The sequence below is a fragment of the Streptomyces sp. NPDC014861 genome (genome assembly GCF_043081625.1).
In the GTDB taxonomy this organism is placed as follows: domain Bacteria; phylum Actinomycetota; class Actinomycetes; order Streptomycetales; family Streptomycetaceae; genus Streptomyces.
In genome coordinates, this window is the sequence record NZ_JBIBWV010000001.1 from 44119 (window position 1) to 63023 (window position 18905).

General features: G+C 74.6%; 11 protein-coding genes. 8 read left to right on the forward strand and 3 right to left on the reverse strand.

The window, feature by feature from the left end:
• Nucleotides 1-12: 12 nt before the first annotated feature.
• From ACF1BN_RS00090 to ACF1BN_RS00110, 5 genes are all read left to right on the forward strand, one after another.
• Entirely contained in the window at nt 13-7197 is a 7185-nt protein-coding gene (locus ACF1BN_RS00090) for an amino acid adenylation domain-containing protein (RefSeq protein WP_392329956.1), read from the forward strand.
• A 51-nt stretch (nt 7198-7248) separates the two neighbouring features.
• A complete protein-coding gene (locus tag ACF1BN_RS00095; RefSeq protein WP_392329292.1) occupies nt 7249-8076 on the forward strand; it encodes a 2,3-dihydro-2,3-dihydroxybenzoate dehydrogenase in 828 nt (275 codons plus the stop codon).
• A gap of 62 nt (nt 8077-8138) precedes the next feature.
• Nucleotides 8139-9374 carry an isochorismate synthase DhbC gene (gene dhbC, locus ACF1BN_RS00100; RefSeq protein WP_392329293.1) on the forward strand — a complete coding sequence of 412 codons (1236 nt, stop codon included), beginning with the start codon at nt 8139-8141 and terminating at the stop codon, nt 9372-9374.
• Nucleotides 9371-11047: a (2,3-dihydroxybenzoyl)adenylate synthase gene (locus tag ACF1BN_RS00105; RefSeq protein ID WP_392329294.1), complete on the forward strand. Its 1677-nt coding sequence runs from the start codon at nt 9371-9373 to the stop codon at nt 11045-11047. Before dhbC ends, ACF1BN_RS00105 begins: the two co-directional genes overlap by 4 nt.
• 45 nt (nt 11048-11092) lie before the next feature.
• On the forward strand, nt 11093-11725 hold the full coding sequence (locus ACF1BN_RS00110; RefSeq protein ID WP_392329295.1) for an isochorismatase family protein: 633 nt from the start codon (nt 11093-11095) through the stop codon (nt 11723-11725).
• Here the strand turns inward: ACF1BN_RS00110 and pntB are convergent.
• Complete coding sequence (gene pntB, locus ACF1BN_RS00115; protein WP_392329296.1) at nt 11712-13130, reverse strand: Re/Si-specific NAD(P)(+) transhydrogenase subunit beta; 1419 nt, start codon at nt 13128-13130, stop codon at nt 11712-11714. The two genes, ACF1BN_RS00110 and pntB, sit on opposite strands and share 14 nt — an antisense overlap.
• Before the next feature lies 1 nt (nt 13131).
• On the reverse strand, nt 13132-14655 hold the full coding sequence (locus ACF1BN_RS00120) for a Re/Si-specific NAD(P)(+) transhydrogenase subunit alpha (RefSeq protein ID WP_392329297.1): 1524 nt from the start codon (nt 14653-14655) through the stop codon (nt 13132-13134).
• Nucleotides 14656-14881: 226 nt separating this feature from the next.
• On the opposite strand from ACF1BN_RS00120, the gene ACF1BN_RS00125 reads away from it, so the two are divergent.
• Nucleotides 14882-15856: an acetylxylan esterase gene (locus tag ACF1BN_RS00125; protein WP_392329298.1), complete on the forward strand. Its 975-nt coding sequence runs from the start codon at nt 14882-14884 to the stop codon at nt 15854-15856.
• 49 nt (nt 15857-15905) lie between these two features.
• Nucleotides 15906-16835: a LysR family transcriptional regulator gene (locus ACF1BN_RS00130; protein WP_392329299.1), complete on the forward strand. Its 930-nt coding sequence runs from the start codon at nt 15906-15908 to the stop codon at nt 16833-16835.
• 7 nt (nt 16836-16842) lie between these two features.
• Here ACF1BN_RS00130 and ACF1BN_RS00135 read toward each other — a convergent pair whose 3' ends face one another.
• Nucleotides 16843-17316 carry a hypothetical protein gene (locus tag ACF1BN_RS00135; protein WP_392329300.1) on the reverse strand — a complete coding sequence of 158 codons (474 nt, stop codon included), beginning with the start codon at nt 17314-17316 and terminating at the stop codon, nt 16843-16845.
• 138 nt (nt 17317-17454) lie between these two features.
• On the opposite strand from ACF1BN_RS00135, the gene ACF1BN_RS00140 reads away from it, so the two are divergent.
• Nucleotides 17455-18819, forward strand: a complete 1365-nt coding sequence (locus tag ACF1BN_RS00140; protein ID WP_392329301.1) for a carbohydrate-binding protein — start codon at nt 17455-17457, stop codon at nt 18817-18819.
• The last annotated feature ends 86 nt before the right edge of the window (nt 18820-18905 follow it).

Consider the following 18905-nt stretch of genomic DNA (forward strand, 5'->3'; position numbering starts at 1 on the left):
CGTATCGAGGACATGCTGCCGCTGTCCCCCCTTCAGCAGGGCATGCTGTTCCACTCCGTCTACGACGACGGGGCGGCGGACGTGTACACCGTGCAGGTGTCGGTGGGGCTCGCGGGCCCCGTCGACGCCGGCCGCCTGGAGCGGGCGGCGGCGGCGCTGCTGCGCCGGCACCCGAACCTGCGGGCCGGCTTCTGGCACGAGGGGGTGCCGCAGCCGGTGCAGTTCGTGCCGGCGGAGGTCTCCTTCGGCCTGGAGCGGGTCGATCTGACGGAGGCGGGGGCGCGGGGCGCCACGCCGGAGGACCGGCTCGCCGGGCTGCGCAGGGCCGAGCTGGCCCGCCGCTTCCAGCTGCACCGGCCGCCGCTGCTGCGCCTGGTGCTCGCGCGGATGGCGGACGACGACCACCGGCTGGTCATCACCGTCCACCACATCCTGGTCGACGGCTGGTCGATGCCGCTGCTCGTCGGTGATCTGCTCGCCCTGTACGCGGCGGACGGCGACGCCTCCGGGCTGCCCGCGGTGCGCCCGTACCGCGCCTATCTGAAGTGGCTGAAGGAGCAGGACGCGCCGGCGGCGGAGGCCGCCTGGCGCGGGGCGCTGGCCGGGGTGGAGGAGGCGACGCTCGTCGCCGAGCCCGATCCGGCGCGCACTCCGGTGCGGCCGGGCGTCCGCTCGCTGGAGCTGTCGGAGGAGGCCACCGCCCGGCTGACGGCGGCGGCCCGCCGCCTGGGCACGACGCCGAGCACGCTGATCCAGTGCGCGTGGGGCCTGCTCGTCGGCGGTCTGACGGGCCGTCGGGACGTGCTGTTCGGGCTGACCGTGTCGGGCCGTCCGGACGAGATACCCGGCGTCGAGTCGATGCTCGGCCTGTTCATCACGACCGTGCCGGTCCGCCTCTCGGTGCGGAACGAGGAGACGGTCGAGGGGCTGCTCCGCCGCTTCCGTGACGAGCAGAACGCCCTCCTGGCCCACCACCACCTGGGGCTGCGGCTCATCCGCAGGCAGAGCGACGCGGGCGAGCTGTTCGACACCCTCGTGGTCATCGAGAACTACCCGGTGGACCCGGCGGCGCGCGAGACCGTCGCCGCCGGGGTCCGGGTGACCGGCGTCGAGGCCGAGGACGCCACCCACTACCCGCTGACACTCGCTGTCTCCCTGGACGAGCGGGCGCTGCTGCGCCTGGAGTACCGCCCGGACGTCTTCGACGACCGGCGTGCCGGGCTGATCGCCGACCGGCTCGCGCACGTCCTGGACCGGATCGCGGAGGAGCCGGGGACGAAGGTCGGGGCGCTGCCCCTGCTGCCCGAGGCGGAGTCGGCGCGGGTGCGCGGCAGTTGGCCGGGGGCGGTGCGGGACGTGCCGTCGGGCACGGTCGCGGACGTGTTCGCGGAGCGTGCGGCCCGTACGCCGGGCGAGGTCGCTGTGGTGTGCGGCGGGGAGTCGCTGACCTTCGCCGAGGTCGACGCGCGGTCGGCGCGGCTCGCGTCGCTGCTGGCCGCGCGGGGCGTGGGTCCCGAGTCGGTGGTGGCGCTGGCGGTGCCGCGCTCGGCGGAGACGGTCGTGGCGATCCTCGCCGTGCTGCGGGCGGGCGGCGCGTATCTGCCGCTGGACCTGGACTATCCGGCGGAGCGGCTCGGTCTGATGATCGACGACGCGCGTCCGGTGTGCGTGGTGACCACGGCGCGCGGCCTGGAGCTGCTGCCGGAGGCCGGTGACGGGCCGGAGCGGCTCGTCCTGGACGCGCCGGGGACGGCCGCCGCGCTGGCGGCGGCGCCGGCGGAGTTCGCCTCCCCGCCCGTGGTGGACGGGCATCCGGCGTACGTCATCTACACGTCCGGTTCCACCGGGCGCCCCAAGGGCGTCGTCCTCACCCACGGCGGTCTGTCGAACCTGTACGCCAACCACATCGGGGACGTCTTCGGCCCGGTGGTCGAGGCGACCGGCGGGCGGCGGCTGCGCGCCCTGCACACGGCGTCGTTCAGCTTCGACACCTCGTGGGAGCAGTTGTTCTGGCTGATCGCCGGGCACGAGCTGCACGTCCTGGACGAGGTGGGCCGACGGGACGCCGAGTTCGTCGTGTCGTACGTGCGGGAGCACCGCATCGAGACGATGGACGTCACCCCGACGTACGCGCTGGGCCTGCTCGACCAGGGGCTGCTCGACCCGGCCGCGCACCGGCCGGCGCTGCTGCTGCTGGGCGGCGAGGCGGTGCCGGAGGCGCTGTGGTCGGCGGTGCGGGCGGCGACCGGCGTGATGTCGGTGAACCTGTACGGGCCGACCGAGTACACGGTGGACGCGCTGGCGGCGGACCTGGCGGCCTCGGCCTCCCCGGTGGTGGGCCGGCCGATCGGCAACACCCGCGCGTATCTGCTGGACGCGGCGCTGCGGCCGGTGCCGGCCGGGGCGACCGGCGAGCTGTACCTGGCGGGGCACGGCATCGCGCGCGGCTATCTGGGCCGGTTCGCGCTGACGGCCGAGCGGTTCGTGGCGGACCCGTACGGCGCGCCGGGGTCGCGGATGTACCGCACGGGCGATCTGGCGCGGCTGCGCGCGGACGGGGAGATCGAGTACCTGGGCCGGGCCGACGACCAGGTGAAGATCCGGGGCTTCCGGATCGAGCTGGGCGAGGTCGAGTCGGCGCTGGCGGCGGTCTCCGGGGTCGGCGCGGCGGCGGTGGTGGTCCGTGAGGACACGCCGGGTGTGAAGCGGCTCGTCGGCTATGTGACGGGGACGGCCGATCCGGTCGCGGCCCGCGAGGAGCTGGCGGTCTCGCTGCCGGACCACATGGTGCCGGCGGCGGTCGTGGTGCTGGACGCGCTGCCGTTCACGGTGAACGGCAAGCTGGACCGGGCGGCGCTGCCGGCGCCGGTGTTCGGCGCCTCGGAGGGGTCGCGGGCGCCTTCGGGTGAGCGCGAGGAGGCGCTGTGCCGGGTCTTCGCCGAGGTTCTGGGGCTCGCGTCGGTGGGTGTGGACGACGACTTCTTCGCCCTGGGCGGTGACAGCATCGTCTCCATCCAGCTGGTGACCAGGGCCCGCAAGGAGGGCCTGGTCCTGACCCCGCGCGACGTGTTCGAGCGGCGGACGATCGCGGCGCTGGCGCTCGCGGCCCGGACGCCGGAGGAGAAGGAGGCCGGTGCGGCGGTCGACGCGGACGCGCCGCTGGTGGTCCTGGACGAGTCCGGGCGGGCGGTCCTGGAGCGGGTGTTCCCGGGCGCCGAGGAGGTGCTGCCGCTGGCGCCGCTCCAGGAGGGCCTGTACTTCCACGCCCAGTACGACGACCGGGCGCTCGACGTCTATCTGATGCAGAACTTCGTGGAGCTGCGGCACGCCGTGGACGCGGCCGCGCTGCGCTCGGCGTTCGACGCGATGCTGCGCCGCCACCCGAACCTGCGCTCCGCGTTCTGGCACGAGGGCCTGCCGGGCCCGGTGCAGGTGGTGCCGGCGGAGTGGGAGCTGCCGTGGGAGGTCCGTGACCTGACGGAGCTCGACCGGGCGGGGCAGGACGAGGCGCAGCGGGAGTTCTCGCTGGCGGACGCGGCGACCCGGTTCGACCTGTCGGCGCCGCCGCTGATGAGGGTGACGCTGCTGAAGTTCGCCGAGGACCGCTGGATGCTGTGTGTGACCCAGCACCACATCCTGACCGACGGCTGGTCGGAGTCGCTGTTCTTCGAGGAGCTGTTCGCGCTGTACGGGGCGGGCGGGCGCGAGGAGGTGCTGCCGCCGGTGACGCCGTACCGGAAGTATCTGCGCCGGCTGGCCGGCACGGACCGGGAGGCGGCGCGGGCCGCGTGGCGCGCCCATCTGTCGGGCCTCGACCAGGCGACGCTGGTGGCGCCGGCGGATCCGACGCGGCAGCCGGTGACGGCCGAGGTGGTGGACATCGCGCTGGGCGCGGAGACCAGCGACCGGCTGCGGTCGTTCGCGCGGGGCTGCGGCGTCACCCTGAACACGGTCCTGTCGGCGGCGTGGGCGCTGTCGCTGTCCGGGATGACCGGGCGGGACGACGTGGTGTTCGGCGCGACGGTCTCGGGCCGTCCGGAGGACGTGCCGGGCGTCGACCGGATGATCGGCATGTTCATGAACACGCTGCCGTTCCGGGTGACGCTGCGTCCGTCGGAGACGCTGCGGGACCTGCTGGTGCGGATGCAGGGCGAGCACGCGGAGCTGCTGCCCCACCACTACCTGGGGCTCGGTCCGATCCAGCAGGGGACGGGGATCGGGCAGCTCTTCGACACGCTGTACGTGTTCCGGAACACGCCGCTGGACGACGCGGCGCGCGAGGAGGCGGTGGAGCGGCACCAGATCGGCTGGACGCACAGCGTCGACGGCACGCACTACCCGCTGACGCTGGCGGTCACCCCGGAGCGGTCGCTGGAGCTGAGCCTGGCGTACCGGCCCGACCTGTACGACCGGGAGACGGCCGGGCGGCTCGCGGGCCGGCTGCGGCTGCTCGTGGAGCAGTTCGCGGCGGGCGGGGCGACCCCGGTGGGCCGGCTGCGGACCCTGGAGGCCGCCGAGCGGGACGCCCTGCTGGTCCTGGGCGACGACACCGGGCACGAGGTGCCGGACGTGCCGCTGGTGGAGCTGTTCGCGCGGCAGGCGGCGCGGACGCCGGAGGCCACGGCGCTGGTCTTCGAGGACGAGCGGCTGACCTACGTGGAACTGGACGAGCGGGCCAACCGGCTGGCGCGGGCGCTGATCGCGCGCGGGGCGGGTCCGGAGCGGACGGTGGCCCTGGGGCTGCCGCGTTCGGCGGACTTCGTGGTGGCGCTGTTCGCGGTGCTGAAGGCGGGGGCGGCGTATCTGCCGCTGGACCTGGACCACCCGGTCGACCGGCTGGCGGCGATGGTCGAGGACGCGCTGCCGGTCTGCCTGGTCACCGTGGACGCGGTGGCGGGCCGGGTCCCGGTCGTGGACGGTGTGCCGCCGCTGGCCCTGGACGCGGCGGAGACGGTCGCGGAGCTGGCGGCGCTGTCCGGCGCCCCGGTCGCGGAGGAGGAGCTGACCGAGCCGCGCGACGGCCGCCACCCGGCGTACCTGATCTACACCTCGGGTTCGACCGGCCGCCCGAAGGGCGTGGTGGTGCCGGGTTCGGGTCTGGTGAACATGCTGCTCAACCACCGGGAGCGGATCTTCGACCCGGCGGTGAAGCTGGCGGGCGGGCGGCGGATGCGGGTGGCGCACACGGTGTCGTTCGCGTTCGACATGTCGTGGGAGGAGTTCTTCTGGCTGGTCGACGGGCACGAGGTGCACGTCATCGGCGAGGAGCTGCGGCTCGACCCGGCGGCCCTGACGGCGCACTACGACCGGGTCGGCATCGACGTCGTCAACGTCACCCCGTCATACGGGCAGCAGCTGGTCGACGCGGGCCTGCTGGACGCGGACCGGCACCGCCCGGCGCTCGTCCTGCTCGGCGGCGAGGCCGTGCCCGACTCCCTGTGGACGCTCCTGGAGGAGACCGAGGGCACGATGGGCTACAACCTGTACGGGCCCACCGAGTACACGATCAACGCGCTGGGCGCCGACGTGGAGATGAGTGTCTCGTCCTGCGTGGGCCGGCCGATCCACAACACCCGCGCCTATGTGCTCGACAGCGCGCTGCGGCCGGTGCCGCGCGGGGTGCCGGGCGAGCTGTACCTGGCGGGCGCGGGCCTCGCCCGGGGCTACTTCGCGCGGCCGGCGCTGACGGCGGAGCGGTTCGTGGCCGACCCGTTCGGCGAGCCGGGCACGCTGATGTACCGCACGGGCGACCTGGTGCGCTGGCGCGAGGACGGACAGATCGACTACCTGGGCCGGGCCGACCACCAGGTGAAGATCCGGGGCTTCCGGATCGAGCTGGGCGAGATCGAGTCGGCGCTCGCCGCCGCTCCGGGGGTGGCCGCCGCGGCGGTGGTCGTGCACGCCGGGGCGAACGGCGTGAAGCGGCTCGTCGCCTACACGGTGCCCGCGTCGGACGCGGTCCGGGCCGATCCGGAGGCGGAGACGGCGGCGCTGCGCGCGCTGCTGTCGGCGACGCTGCCGGAGTTCATGGTGCCGTCGGCGTTCGTCGAACTGGCGGCGCTGCCGCTGACGGTGAACGGCAAGGTCGACCGGGCCGCGCTGCCGGCCCCGGTGTTCGCGGACGCGGGCGGCGGGCGCCGGCCGAAGGACGCCCGGGAGGAGCTGCTCTGCGGGATCTTCGCGGACGTGCTCGGCCTGGAGCGGGTCGGCGTGGAGGACAACTTCTTCGAGCTGGGCGGGCATTCGCTGCTCGCGATGCGGCTCGTGGGGCGGATCCGCGACGAGCTGGGTGTGCCGGTCCAGGTGGCCACGGTGATGTCGGCGCCGACGGTCGCGGACGTGGCGGCCCGGATCGGGTCGGACTCGCGCCGGGACGCGCTGCGGGTGCTGCTGCCGCTGCGGGAGAAGGGCGCGAAGGCGCCGCTGTTCTGCTTCCACCCGGCGTCCGGGTTCAGCTGGCAGTACACGGGGCTGCTGCGCCACCTGGACGCGGAACGGCCGCTGTACGGCGTGCAGTCGCCGGGTCTGGCCGGGGAGCTGCCGGACGTGGCCGACGTGGCGGAGCTGGCCGGGCTGTACCTGGCGGCGATCCGGGAGGTGCAGCCGGAGGGCCCGTACCACTTCGCGGGCTACTCCTTCGGCGGGACGGTGGCGCACACGCTCGCCGCGATGCTCCAGGAGCGGGGCGAGGAGGTCGCCTTCCTGGCGCTGCTCGACGCCTATCCGCCGGAGCGGGACGACTGGTCGTACCTGGACGGTCCGGACTGGCGGGAGCGGCTGGAGCGGGAGGAGAACGGCTTCCTGCTCTCGGTGGCCGGTCTCGGCGCGGAGGAGTCCGGCCGGGCCGGGGTGTCCCGGGAGGAGGCCGTCGCGGCGATCCGGGACAGCCAGGGCCTGCTGGCCGGGTTCGACGAGGAGCTGCTGCGGTCGATCGTGGACACCAACGTGCACTGCGTACGGCTGCTCTCGCGCAGCACGACCCGTCGCTTCGAGGGTGACGTGCTGTTCTTCACCGCCTCCCGGACGACCGCGCCGGAGGACGCGCCGGGCACGGTGTGGCCGGCGCACGTCTCGGGCGTGCTGACCGAGCACGTCCTCGACCGGGGTCACGACGAGCTGATGGCCCCCGAGGCGCTGGCGGAGATCGGCCCGCTGCTGGACGAGGCGCTGCGCGCGACGGCGCCGCGCGGGAACTGATACACACTCACCAAGACTTAGGTTAGCCTTACCTAAGCAAAGGAGATCGGTATGGACGACAACGAGTCGCACGCCACGGTGTCGGGCGGCGAGTTCGCGGGCCGCGTGGCGCTGGTCACCGGTGCCGCCCAGGGCATCGGCGAGGCGGTGGTCCGCGCCCTCGCCGCGCTCGGCGCCACCGTGGCGGCGACCGACCGCTCGGAGCGGGAACTGCGCCGGAGCGTCGCGCGGCTCGCCGCGGACACCGGCGCGGACCCGGCCTCCGGACCGGTCGTCCCGTACCGGCTCGACGTCACCTCCCCGGACGACGTGACGGAGACGGTCGCGCGCGTCACCCGCGAACTCGGCCCCGTCGACGTCCTGGTGAACGTCGCCGGTGTGCTGCGGACCGGCCCCGCCGTCGAGGCGACGGACCGCGACTGGGCGGACGTCTTCGCGGTCAACACGACCGGGGTCTTCCACCTGTCCCGCGCCGTCGTCGCCGGCATGGCCGCCCGGGGCTCCGGCTCCGTGGTGACCGTCGCCTCCAACGCCGCCGGGATACCCCGCGCGGACATGAGCGTGTACGCCGCCTCCAAGGCGGCCGCCGTGGCCTTCACCAAGTGTCTGGGCCTGGAGGTGGCCGCCCGGGGCGTGCGCTGCAACGCCGTCTGTCCCGGCTCCACCGACACGCCGATGCAGCGCTCCCTCTGGGAGAGCGGGTCCGTCCCCGACAGCGTCCTCGACGGGGACCTCGCCGCCCACCGCACCGGCATCCCGCTGCGCCGCATCGCCCAGCCGGAGGACATCGCCGAGGCGGTCGTCTTCCTCGCCTCCGACCGGGCCCGCCACATCACCATGCAGGACCTCTACGTCGACGGCGGCGCCACCCTGCGCTGACGGCCCGCGCCCCGCGCGGGCCCGCGCCGCCCATCCACCTCACCGAACCAAGGAGCCCACCCGTGTCGACGGTCCCCCAGATCGCCGCGCAGCCGGCGGCGACCGCCCCCGTCCCCGCCCCCATACCCGCCCCGACGCCCACGTCCTCCGCCGTCGGCGCGGCCACCGGCCTGCTCGACGCCTTCCGCGCCGGCGACCGCTTCCTCGCCACGCCCACCCGCACCCTGCTCGCCCACGGCGTGCTGAGCGAGGTCCCGCACGGCTCCGACCCGATCGCCGAGCGGGTGGCCGACGCCCTCGCCGAGGCGCGCGCCGGCCGCCGCGCCGCCGCCGTCGTGATGGGCGCCATCCCCTTCGACCAGGACGCGCCCGCCGCGCTCGTCGTGCCCGAGACGGTCCGCACCGGCCCCGCCCTCGCCTCCGACCCGCTCGTCGCGCTGCCCGCCGACAGCCCCCGCGCCGGCACCTGGACCGTCCGCGCCCATCCGTCCCCCGAGGTCTACGCCAAGGGTGTCGGATCCGCCGTCGACCGCATGTGGAACGGCGAGTTCAGCAAGGTGGTCCTCGCCCGCACCCTGGAACTCACCGGCCCCGGCGAGCCCGACGTCGCCGCCATGGTCCGCCGGCTCGCCCGCCGCGACCCGCTCGGCTACACCTTCGCGCTCCCCACCCACCCCGGCCGCACCCTGCTCGGCGCCAGCCCCGAACTCCTCGTCTCCAGACACGGCGACCGCCTCGTCTCCAACCCGCTGGCCGGCTCCACCCCCCGCAGCGACGACCTCGCCGAGGACGTACGCCGCGCCGCGGCCCTCCTGGAGTCCGCCAAGGACCTCCACGAGCACGCGGTCGTCGTCGACGCCGTGCACCAGGCGATGGCGCCGTACTGCTCCGACATCGACGTCCCCGCCCGGCCGTCGCTGATCCGCACCGCGACCATGTGGCACCTCTCCACCACGGTCACCGGCACCCTGGCCCACCCCGAGGTGTCGGCCCTGGAGATCGCCTCCTCGCTCCACCCCACCCCGGCCGTGTGCGGCACCCCGACCCCGCTGGCCCGCGAGGTCATCCGGGAGACCGAGCCCTTCGACCGCGGCTTCTTCACCGGCATGGTCGGCTGGGGCGACGCGGACGGCAACGGCGAATGGGTCGTCACCATCCGCTGCGCCGAGGCGGAGGAGCGGACCCTGCGCCTCTACGCGGGCGCCGGCGTCGTCGCCGCCTCCGTCCCGGAGGACGAGGCCGCCGAGACCGCCGCCAAGTTCCGCACCTTCCTGGACGCCGTGGGAGCCTCGCTGTGACCGCACCGACCTCCGCCCGCCCGGCCGCCGGCGACGGCCCCGAGGCCGTCCCGTACACCACCCCCACCTGGCCCGCCGAGTTCGCCGAGCGGTACCGGGCGGCCGGCTGGTGGGAAGGGCTCACCTTCGGCGCGATGCTCCGCGACCGGGCCTCGGCCCACCCCGACCGGATCGCCGTCGTCGACCTCGCCGGACCCGGCGGGACCCGGCGCGCCTGGACCTACGCCGAACTCGACCTGCGCGCCGACCGGCTCGCGGCCGGCCTCGCCGCCCGCGGCATCGGTGCCGGCGACCGTGTGGTCGTCCAGCTGCCCAACGTCGCCGAGTTCCTCGAAGTGGTCTTCGCGCTCTTCCGGCTGGGCGCGCTGCCCGTCTTCGCGCTCCCCGCGCACCGCGAGTCGGAGATCTCCTACTTCTGCTCCTTCACCGGGGCCGCCGCCTACGTCGTCCCGGACACCCACGCCGGCTTCGACTACCGCGCCCTCGGCGCCACGGTCCTCGCCCGCTGCCCCGAGCTGCGGCACGTCTTCGTCGCCGGCGAGGACGCCGGCCCCTTCGAGGCGCTGTCCGACGTCCCCGCCGAACCCGTCGACCTGCCCGACCCCGACCCGTCGGCCGTGGCCTTCCTCCAGCTCTCCGGCGGCAGCACCGGCGTGCCCAAGCTCATCCCCCGGACGCACGACGACTACGTCTACTCGCTGCGCGGCTCCGCCGAGATCTGCGCGCTCGACGAGAACAGCGTCTACCTGTGCGCGCTGCCCGCCGCCCACAACTTCCCGCTCTCCTCCCCCGGTTCGCTGGGCACCCTGTACGCGGGCGGGCGGGTCGTCATGTGCCCGCAGCCCGCGCCCGACGTGGCCTTCCCGCTGATCCAGGACGAGGGCGTGACCCTCACCGGCCTCGTGCCGCCGCTCGCGCTCGCCTGGATCGACGCGGCCCCCGGCTCCGCGTACGACCTCTCCACCCTCGACGTGCTCCTCGTGGGCGGTGCCCGGCTCTCCGACGAGGTGGCCCGCCGGGTCCGGCCGGCCCTGGGCTGCACCCTCCAGCAGGTCTTCGGCATGGCCGAGGGGCTGGTCTGCTACACCCGCCTCGACGACGACCCGGGGACGATCGTCACCACCCAGGGCCGGCCGATCTCACCGGACGACGAGATCCGGATCGTCGACGACGAGGACGCCGACCTGCCCGTCGGCACCACCGGCCACCTCCTGACCCGGGGGCCGTACACCATCCGCGGCTACTGGAACGCCCCGGAGCACAACGCCCGCGCCTTCACCGAGGACGGCTTCTACCGCACCGGCGACCTCGTCCGGCTCACCCCGAGCGGCCATCTGGTCGTCGAGGGGCGCGCGAAGGACCAGATCAACCGGGGCGGCGAGAAGATCGCGGCCGAGGAGATCGAGAACCACCTCCTGGCCCACCCCTCGGTCCACGACGCCAACGTGGTCGGCGAGTTCGACCCGTACCTCGGCGAACGCAGCTGCGCCTACGTCATCCGCCGTCAGGGCGCCGAAGAGGTGAAGGCCCTCGCGCTCAAGCGCTTCGTGCGGGACCGCGGCCTCGCCGCCTACAAGGTCCCCGACCGCATCGTGTTCGTCGACGCCTTCCCGACGACCGGCGTCGGGAAGATCTCCAAGAAGGACCTCCGCGCGGAGCGCGCGGACGCCTGACCGACCCCTTCGCCCCACCGCCACCCCCCTCCGAAACGGACCGTCATGAGCCTCCCCGCCGTCCCGCCCTATCCGATGCCCCGCCCCGGCGAGCTGCCGGCCAACCGCGTGGACTGGACCGTCGACCCCGACCGGGCCGTACTCCTCGTGCACGACCTCCAGAACCACTTCCTGGCCCCGTTCGACGAAGACGCCGAACCGCTCACCGCCCTCCTGGCCAACCTGAACCTGCTCCGCAAGGAGGCCGCCCGGCTCGGCGTGCCCGTCGTCTACACCGCCCAGCCCGGCGGCCAGACGCCCGAACAGCGGGGCCTCCAGCAGGACTTCTGGGGCCCCGGCGTCCCGGACGACCCGCACGCCGTCGCCGTCGCGGACGCGGTCGCGCCCGAGCCCGGCGACATCCTCCTCACCAAGTGGAAGTACAGCGCCTTCGTCCGCACCGACCTCCTGGAGCTGCTGCGCGAGCAGGGCCGCGACCAGCTCGTGATCACCGGGGTGTACGCGCACATCGGCGTCCTGATGACGGCCTGCGACGCGTGGATGCGCGACATCCGGACCTTCGTCGTGGCGGACGCCGTGGCGGACTTCTCCGAGCGCGAGCACCGGATGGCCCTGGAGTGGGCGGCGGGCCGCTGCGCCGTCGTCACGACGACCGACCAGGTGTTCACAGGGCGCTGACGATGTCCTCCACCCGGTCCTTGGCGTCGCCGAAGAGCATCGTGGTGTTGGGGCGATAGAAGAGGGGGTTCTGGACACCCGCGTAGCCGGAGGCCATCGAGCGCTTGAAGACGATGACCTGACCCGCCTCCCAGACGGTGAGGACCGGCATGCCGGCGAGGGGGCTGCCCGGGTCCTCGGCGCCCGCGGGGTTGACCGTGTCGTTGGCGCCGATGACCAGGACGACGTCCGTGTCGGCGAAGTCGCCGTTGATCTCGTCCATCTCCAGGACGATGTCGTACGGCACCTTCGCCTCGGCCAGCAGGACGTTCATGTGCCCGGGGAGCCGGCCGGCGACCGGATGGATCCCGAAGCGGACCTCGACGCCCCGGGCGCGGAGCTTGGAGGCGAGCTCCGCCACCGGGTACTGGGCCTGGGCCACGGCCATGCCGTAGCCGGGGGTGATGACCACCGAGCGGGCGGCGCCGAGGAGTTCGGCGGCGCCCCGGGCGGTGATCTCCCGGTGCTCGCCGTAGTCGACCCGCGAGCCGGCCGGGGCCTCCATGCCGAAGCCGCCGGCGATGACGGAGAGGAAGGAGCGGTTCATCGCCCGGCACATGATGTAGCTGAGGTAGGCGCCCGAGGAGCCGACGAGCGCGCCGGTGACGATCAGCAGGTCGTTGCCGAGGAGGAAGCCCGAGGCGGCGGCCGCCCAGCCGGAGTAGCTGTTGAGCATCGACACGACCACGGGCATGTCCCCGCCGCCGATCGACGCGACCAGATGCCAGCCGAGCGCCAGCGCCACGGCCGTCGCCGCGATCAGCACCCCGAGGGAGGGCACGACGGTGAACCGGGCGGTGAGGACGGCGAAGACGGCGAGCGCGCCGACGTTGAGGACGTTCTTGCCGGGGAGCATGAGCGGTCTGGAGTCGATCCGGCCGGCGAGCTTCAGATAGGCGACGACGGAGCCGGTGAAGGTGACGGCGCCGATGAACACGCCGATGACGACCTCGGCGTGGTGGATGCCGAGGGTCCCGACCGTGTCGAGGGCGGCGGCCTCGGGGCCGCCGGGGCGGCGCTCGACCTCCAGGTAGCCGTTCCAGCCGACCAGGACGGCGGCGAGCCCGACGAAGGAGTGCAGGAGCGCGATCAGCTCGGGCATGCCGGTCATCTCGACGCCCCGGGCCCGCCACAGGCCGATGACGGCGCCGGCGAGCATGGCGGCGGCCAGCAGCCCGGCGGCGCCGGCGGCGATGCCCCGGTCGGCGGCGAGGACGACCGTGGCGACGAGGGCGACGCCCATGCCGAGCATGCCGAAGGCGTTGCCGAGGCGGGCCGACTCGTGCTTCGAGAGACCGGCGAGGGCGAGGATGAACAGCAGCGCGGCGACGAGGTAGGCGGCCTGTGCGGCGTGGGTGGCGGACATGTCAGCTCCTGTTGAACATCGCGAGCATGCGGCGGGTCACCGCGAAGCCGCCGAACACGTTGATGCTCGCCAGCAGGATCGCGGCGGCCGACAGCACGGTGACGAGGGTGCCGCCGTGTCCGATCTGGAGGAGCGCGCCGACCAGGATGATCCCGGAGATCGCGTTGGTCACCGACATCAGCGGGGTGTGCAGGGCGTGGTGCACGTGTCCGATGACGTAGTAGCCGATGACGATCGCGAGCACGAAGACGGTGACGTGCGGCAGGAGCGCGGCCGGGGCGAAGCCGACGGCGAGGAGGAGCGCGAGGGCGCCGAGGGCGACGCCGGTGAAGCGGCGCCCCGCCGTCATGGGCTCCTTCACCGGGGACACGGGCCGCGGGGTGTCGTCGGCGGGCGCGGGGGCGGCGGAGACCTGGACGGGCGGCGGGGGCCAGGACGGTTCCCCGTCGCGTACGACGGTGACCGAGCGCTGCACGGGGTCGTCCCAGTCCAGGACGAGGACGCCGTCCTTGCCGGGGGTGAGGAGGGTGAGCAGGTGGAAGAGGTTGGTGCCGTACAGCTGGGAGGCCTGGGCGGGCAGGCGTCCCGCCAGGTCGGTGTGGCCGAGGATGGTGACGCCGTTCGCGGTGACGATCCGCTCCCCCGGCACGGTGCCCTCGACGTTGCCGCCGTTGGCGGCGGCCATGTCCACGATCACCGAGCCGGGTCTCATGGCGGCGACCGTCTCCGCGGTGATGAGGCGGGGCGCGGGGCGGCCGGGGATCAGGGCGGTGGTGATGACGATGTCGGCCTCGCGGCACTCGGCGGCGTAGAGGGCGGCCTCGCGGGCCTTGTAGTCGTCGCCCATCTCCTTGGCGTAGCCGGTGGCCGAGACCTCCGTCTCCGGGGAGTCGATGGCGAGGTACTCGCCGCCCAGCGAGCGGACCTGGTCGGCCACTTCGGGGCGCGGGTCGGTGGCCCGGACGATCGCGCCGAGCGAGCCGGCGGTGCCGATCGCGGCGAGTCCGGCGACGCCCGCGCCGGCGACGAGGACCCGGGCCGGCGGGACCTTGCCGGCGGCGGTCACCTGGCCGGTGAAGAAGCGGCCGAAGGCGTGGGCCGCCTCGATCACCGCGCGGTAGCCGGCGATGTTCGCCATCGAGGACAGGACGTCCATGGACTGGGCGCGGCTGATGCGGGGCACCGCGTCCAGGGACAGGACGGTGAGGGGGCGCCGGCCCAGTTCCTCGACCGCCGCCGGGTCGGAGGCCGGGGCAAACAGCGCGATGACCGCGGCCCCGGGGCGCATCCGGTCCAGCCGGTCCGGCCCCGGGGCGTTCACCCCGAGGACGACGTCCGCCTCCACCGCGTCGCCGATCCGCGCGCCGGCCGCTTCGTAGGCGTCGTCGGGGAAGCCCGCCGCCGCGCCCGCGTCCGGCTCGACGACGACCTCGTAGCCGAGCCCGCGGATCCGCTCCACCGTGGCGGGCGTCGCCGCCACCCGCCGCTCGCCGTCCCGTGCCTCCTTGAGCACTCCGACCCTCACCGCACCCCTCCGTTCGCCGTTCCGGCCCCCACCTTGGCCTCCGCGCCCCCGTCCGTGAAGAAGGCTCGCGCGGCGCACCTTCATGCTGCCCACCGGGGAGGGACGTCGAGCACGCCCGTGCGGCGGCGTTCACGTATATGAATTCGGCGGGTGTGCGGGCTAGGGTGGGCCGGGCCGGTCGGACCGGTCGACCTCTCGGACGTGGCTTTCTGACCAGGCGGTGCGCATGCCCTTCTTCGACCTCCCCCTCGACCGGCTCCGCGAGTACCGCAGCGCGTCGACCGAGCCCGAGGACTTCGACGCCTTCTGGGCGAAGACGCTGGGGGAGGCGCGGGAGCACGAGCTGGACGCGCGGTTCGCACGTGTGGCGACGGGGCTCGCGACGGTGGAGACGTACGACGTGACCTTCGCCGGGTTCGGCGGGCAGCCGGTGAAGGGGTGGTTGGTCCTCCCGGCGGGGATCACCGAACCGGTGCCGGTCGTCGTGGAGTTCGTGGGGTACGGCGGCGGGCGCGGCCTGGCGCACAGCCATCTGCTGTGGGCGTCGGCCGGGTTCGCGCACTTCGTGATGGACACGCGCGGCCAGGGCAGCGGCTGGGCGCCGGGGGACACCGCCGATCCGGTGGGCAGCGCGCCGGCGTTCCCGGGGTTCATGACGCGGGGCGTCGAGGACCCGGAGGCGTACTACTACCGGCGGGTGTACACGGACGCGGTGCGCGCGGTGGAGGCGGCCCGTTCGCATCCGCTCGCGGACGCGGCCCGCACCGCCGTGGCGGGCATCAGCCAGGGCGGCGGCATCGCGGTCGCCGTCTCGGGTCTGGTGCGGGATCTGGCGGCGGTGGCGCCCGACGTGCCGTTCCTCTGCGACTTCCCGCGTGCGACGACGGTCACGGACCGCACGCCGTACCGGGAGATCGGCAACTACCTGAAGACGCACCGGGGCCGGCGGGAGCGGGTCGCCGAGACCCTCGCCTACTTCGACGGGGTGCACTTCGCGGCCCGCGCGACGGCTCCGGCGCTGTTCTCCACCGCCCTGGAGGACCAGACCTGCCCGCCGTCGACGGTGTTCGCCGCGTTCAACGCGTACGCGCACGAGGACAAGGCGATCGAGGTCTACGACTTCAACGACCACGAGGGCGGCGGCGTGTTCCAGCAGGCGGCGCAACTGCGCTGGCTGCCGGAGCGGCTTCGCGCCCGATAGGACTTTCCTTGGTCTGGACCTGTCAGGCGGACGCCGTCAAGCTGGGTGCATGGACTTGGAGTTGCGGCATCTGAAGACGGTCCGGGCCATCGCGGAGGCCGGCAGCCTCACCCGTGCGGCCACCGCCCTCGGACTGGCGCAGCCGGCCCTCAGCGCGCAGTTGAAGCGGATCGAACGGGCCCTGGGCGGCGCCCTGTTCGTCCGCGGGCGGGAAGGAGTGCGGGCCACGGCGCTGGGTGATCTGGTGCTGGAGCGGGCCCGGGTGGTGCTGCCCGCCGTCTGCGGACTCCAGGAGGAGGCCGTCCGGTTCGCCCGGGACGGCGCCGCCGGCCACCGGCTGGGCGGGACGCACGGCCCGCTGCTCGGCGGCCTCGTGGACCGGCTCGCCCGGACGGAGCCGGACGCGCAGGTGACCACGTACACCTCCTGGTCGGAGCGGGAGGTCGCCCGCGGGGTGGTCGCCGGGCGGCTCGACTTCGCGCTCGTCGGCGTCTGCGGCGAGAGCGCCCCGCCGGAGGCCGGCCGGCTCGCCTGGACGGAGGTGGCCCGCGACCCGGTGTACGTGATGCTGGCGACCGGCCATCCGCTGGCCGCCCGCCCGCAGGTGGCACTGGCCGAACTCGCCGCCGAGGACTGGACGGACGTGCCCGGCGACGGCTGCTTCGGCGACTGCTTCGCCGCCGCCTGCGTGCGCGCCGGCTTCACCCCCGCCCGGGTGTACGAGACGGACACCGCGTCCTGCGTCCACCTGGTCCAGGTGGGCCGCGCGGTGGGCCTCTGCCGGGCGACCTTCCCGGCCACCCCGGGCATCGTCACCCGCCCCCTGACCGGCGCCCCGCTCCTCTGGCGCCACCTCCTCGGCTGGCACCCCGAGGGTCGCGCGGCCGCCCGCGCCGCCACCGTCCTCGCCCACGCCCGCGACGCGCACGCGGAGGCGCTGTCCCGCAGTGCGGGCCGGACGGCGGACGCGCTGTCCTGACCGCTCGTCAGGTGTCGTACGTGCCGTCCCAGGGATCGGTGAAGCCGAGCCCGTCGGGATAGAGCTCGGCCCAGTCCTTCCCGTCCGGGTTCTCCTCGCCGTGGTTCTCCGCGACCAGTCCGAACAGGACCCCCTCGAACCGTACGGCGAAGGGCGCGACGGCGATCGACTCGTACCTCCGCCCGGGCAGGGCGTCCAGCCACCCGTCGAGGAGGGCGCCGGCGTCCTCGACGGCCCGCCGCTCGTCGTCCTCCGCCGTCCCGGTGGACGTGATGCTCGACCCCAGGTGGCGCCCCGCCCCGTCGAAGCGGTGCAGGACGGCGAACCAGCGCTTGTGGCGCCGCCAGTCGGCCACCGGGGTCCACCCCTCCGGGAAGCCGGCGGTGACCGAGGCGAGGAACTGGCCGCCGTCCCACCGGCCGATGGTGGCGGTGCGGTGGTCGGGCTCGTACGCGATAGGGACGACCTCGGGAACGCTCATGGGCGCACCGTACCGGCCGCCACCGACACCGCCCGGGGCCATAACGCCCGGGGAGGGGCCGGGTGGAGGCTCCCGCCCGGCCGGGCCTGTTCCTACGGTTCTCCGCAGATCCCCCACCGAGAACCGAGGAGACTCCCCATGCTCCGACGACACGCCCGCGCGGCGTGTACCGCGCTGGCCGCCGCCGGGATGGTGCTGGCCGGACTGCAGACCGGCTCCGCCGGCGCCGCGCAGCCCTCCCCCGGGACCGCCCCCGCCTTGCAGAGCGCCGCCCGGACGCTCGGCGCCGCCGAGGCGCGGCCCGAGCTGCTCGCCGCGATGGGCCGCGATCTGGGCCTGACCCGGGCCCAGGCCGAGCGCCGCCTGGTGAACGAGGCCGAGGCGGGCGCCACCGCGGCCCGGCTCCGCGACCGGCTGGCCGGCTCCTTCGCCGGCGCCTGGGTCGCGGGCGCCGAGTCCGGCGCCCTGACCGTGGCCACCACCCGGGCCTCCGACCTGGCCGCGATCCGGGAGGCCGGGGCGACGGCCCGGCTGGTCCGGCACGACCTCTCCGCCCTGGAGCGGGCGAAGGAGGCCCTGGACCGGGCGGCGGGCGCCGAGGCGCCGGTCCGGTACGTGGACGTGCGGGCGAACGTCCTGGTCGTCGAGGAGGTCCGGGCCGGCGCCGGGGCGCGCCTGGCCGCCGCGACCGGGGTGCCGAGGGAGCTGGTGCGGGTGGTGCGGAGCGCCGAGGCGCCGCGCCCCCTGTACGACATCCGGGGCGGTGACGCGTACTACATGGGCGGCGGCGGACGCTGCTCGGTCGGCTTCGCGGTGACCAAGGGCACCACGCAGGGCTTCGCGACGGCGGGTCACTGCGGTCGCGCCGGGCAGTCCACCAGCGGCTTCAACCAGGTCGCGCAGGGCAGCTTCCAGGCGTCGGTCTTCCCCGGCAGCGACATGGCGTGGGTCGCGGCGAACAGCAGCTGGACGTCGACCCCGTACGTGAAGGGCGCGGGCGGCGCGAACGTGCAGGTCACCGGATCCGTGCTCCAGCCGGTGGGCTCCTCGGTCTGCCGGTCGGGCTCGACGACCGGCTGGCACTGCGGCACGATCCAGCAGCACAACACGAGCGTGACCTACCCGGAGGGCACGATCTCCGGTGTGACCCGCACGACGGTGTGCGCGGAGCCGGGCGACTCGGGCGGCTCGTACATCTCCGGCAGCCAGGCGCAAGGCGTGACCTCGGGCGGCTCCGGCAACTGCTCCAGCGGCGGCACCACCTTCTTCCAGCCGCTGAACCCGATCCTGTCGAACTACGGACTGACGCTGAAGACCGGCGGCACCGGCCCGGGCCCCGGCCCGGGCGAGCCGGAGCCGGGCGGCACGTGGAAGGCCGGCACGGTGTACGCGGCCGGGGCCACGGTCACGTACGGCGGCTCCACCTACCGCTGTCTCCAGGGCCACCAGGCCCAGTCGGGCTGGGAGCCTCCGAACGTCCCGGCCCTCTGGCAGCGCGTCTGACGCTGGGGGGTGTCGGACGGGCTCCAGGCGCCACTCGCCCGACCGGGCGGGTGGCGCCTCGGCGTGCGCCGCGTACAGTGGCCCCG

Bases quoted from the DNA above. Each gene is read 5' to 3' on its own strand.
- ACF1BN_RS00110 (WP_392329295.1), top strand. From the start codon at position 11,093: ATGAGCCTCCCCGCCGTCCCGCCCTATCCGATGCCCCGCCCCGGCGAG.
- ACF1BN_RS00135 (WP_392329300.1), bottom strand. From the start codon at position 17,316: ATGAGCGTTCCCGAGGTCGTCCCTATCGCGTACGAGCCCGACCACCGC.
- ACF1BN_RS00130 (WP_392329299.1), top strand. From the start codon at position 15,906: ATGGACTTGGAGTTGCGGCATCTGAAGACGGTCCGGGCCATCGCGGAG.
- ACF1BN_RS00125 (WP_392329298.1), top strand. From the start codon at position 14,882: ATGCCCTTCTTCGACCTCCCCCTCGACCGGCTCCGCGAGTACCGCAGC.
- ACF1BN_RS00140 (WP_392329301.1), top strand. From the start codon at position 17,455: ATGCTCCGACGACACGCCCGCGCGGCGTGTACCGCGCTGGCCGCCGCC.
- ACF1BN_RS00095 (WP_392329292.1), top strand. From the start codon at position 7,249: ATGGACGACAACGAGTCGCACGCCACGGTGTCGGGCGGCGAGTTCGCG.
- ACF1BN_RS00090 (WP_392329956.1), top strand. From the start codon at position 13: ATGCTGCCGCTGTCCCCCCTTCAGCAGGGCATGCTGTTCCACTCCGTC.
- pntB (WP_392329296.1), bottom strand. From the start codon at position 13,130: ATGTCCGCCACCCACGCCGCACAGGCCGCCTACCTCGTCGCCGCGCTG.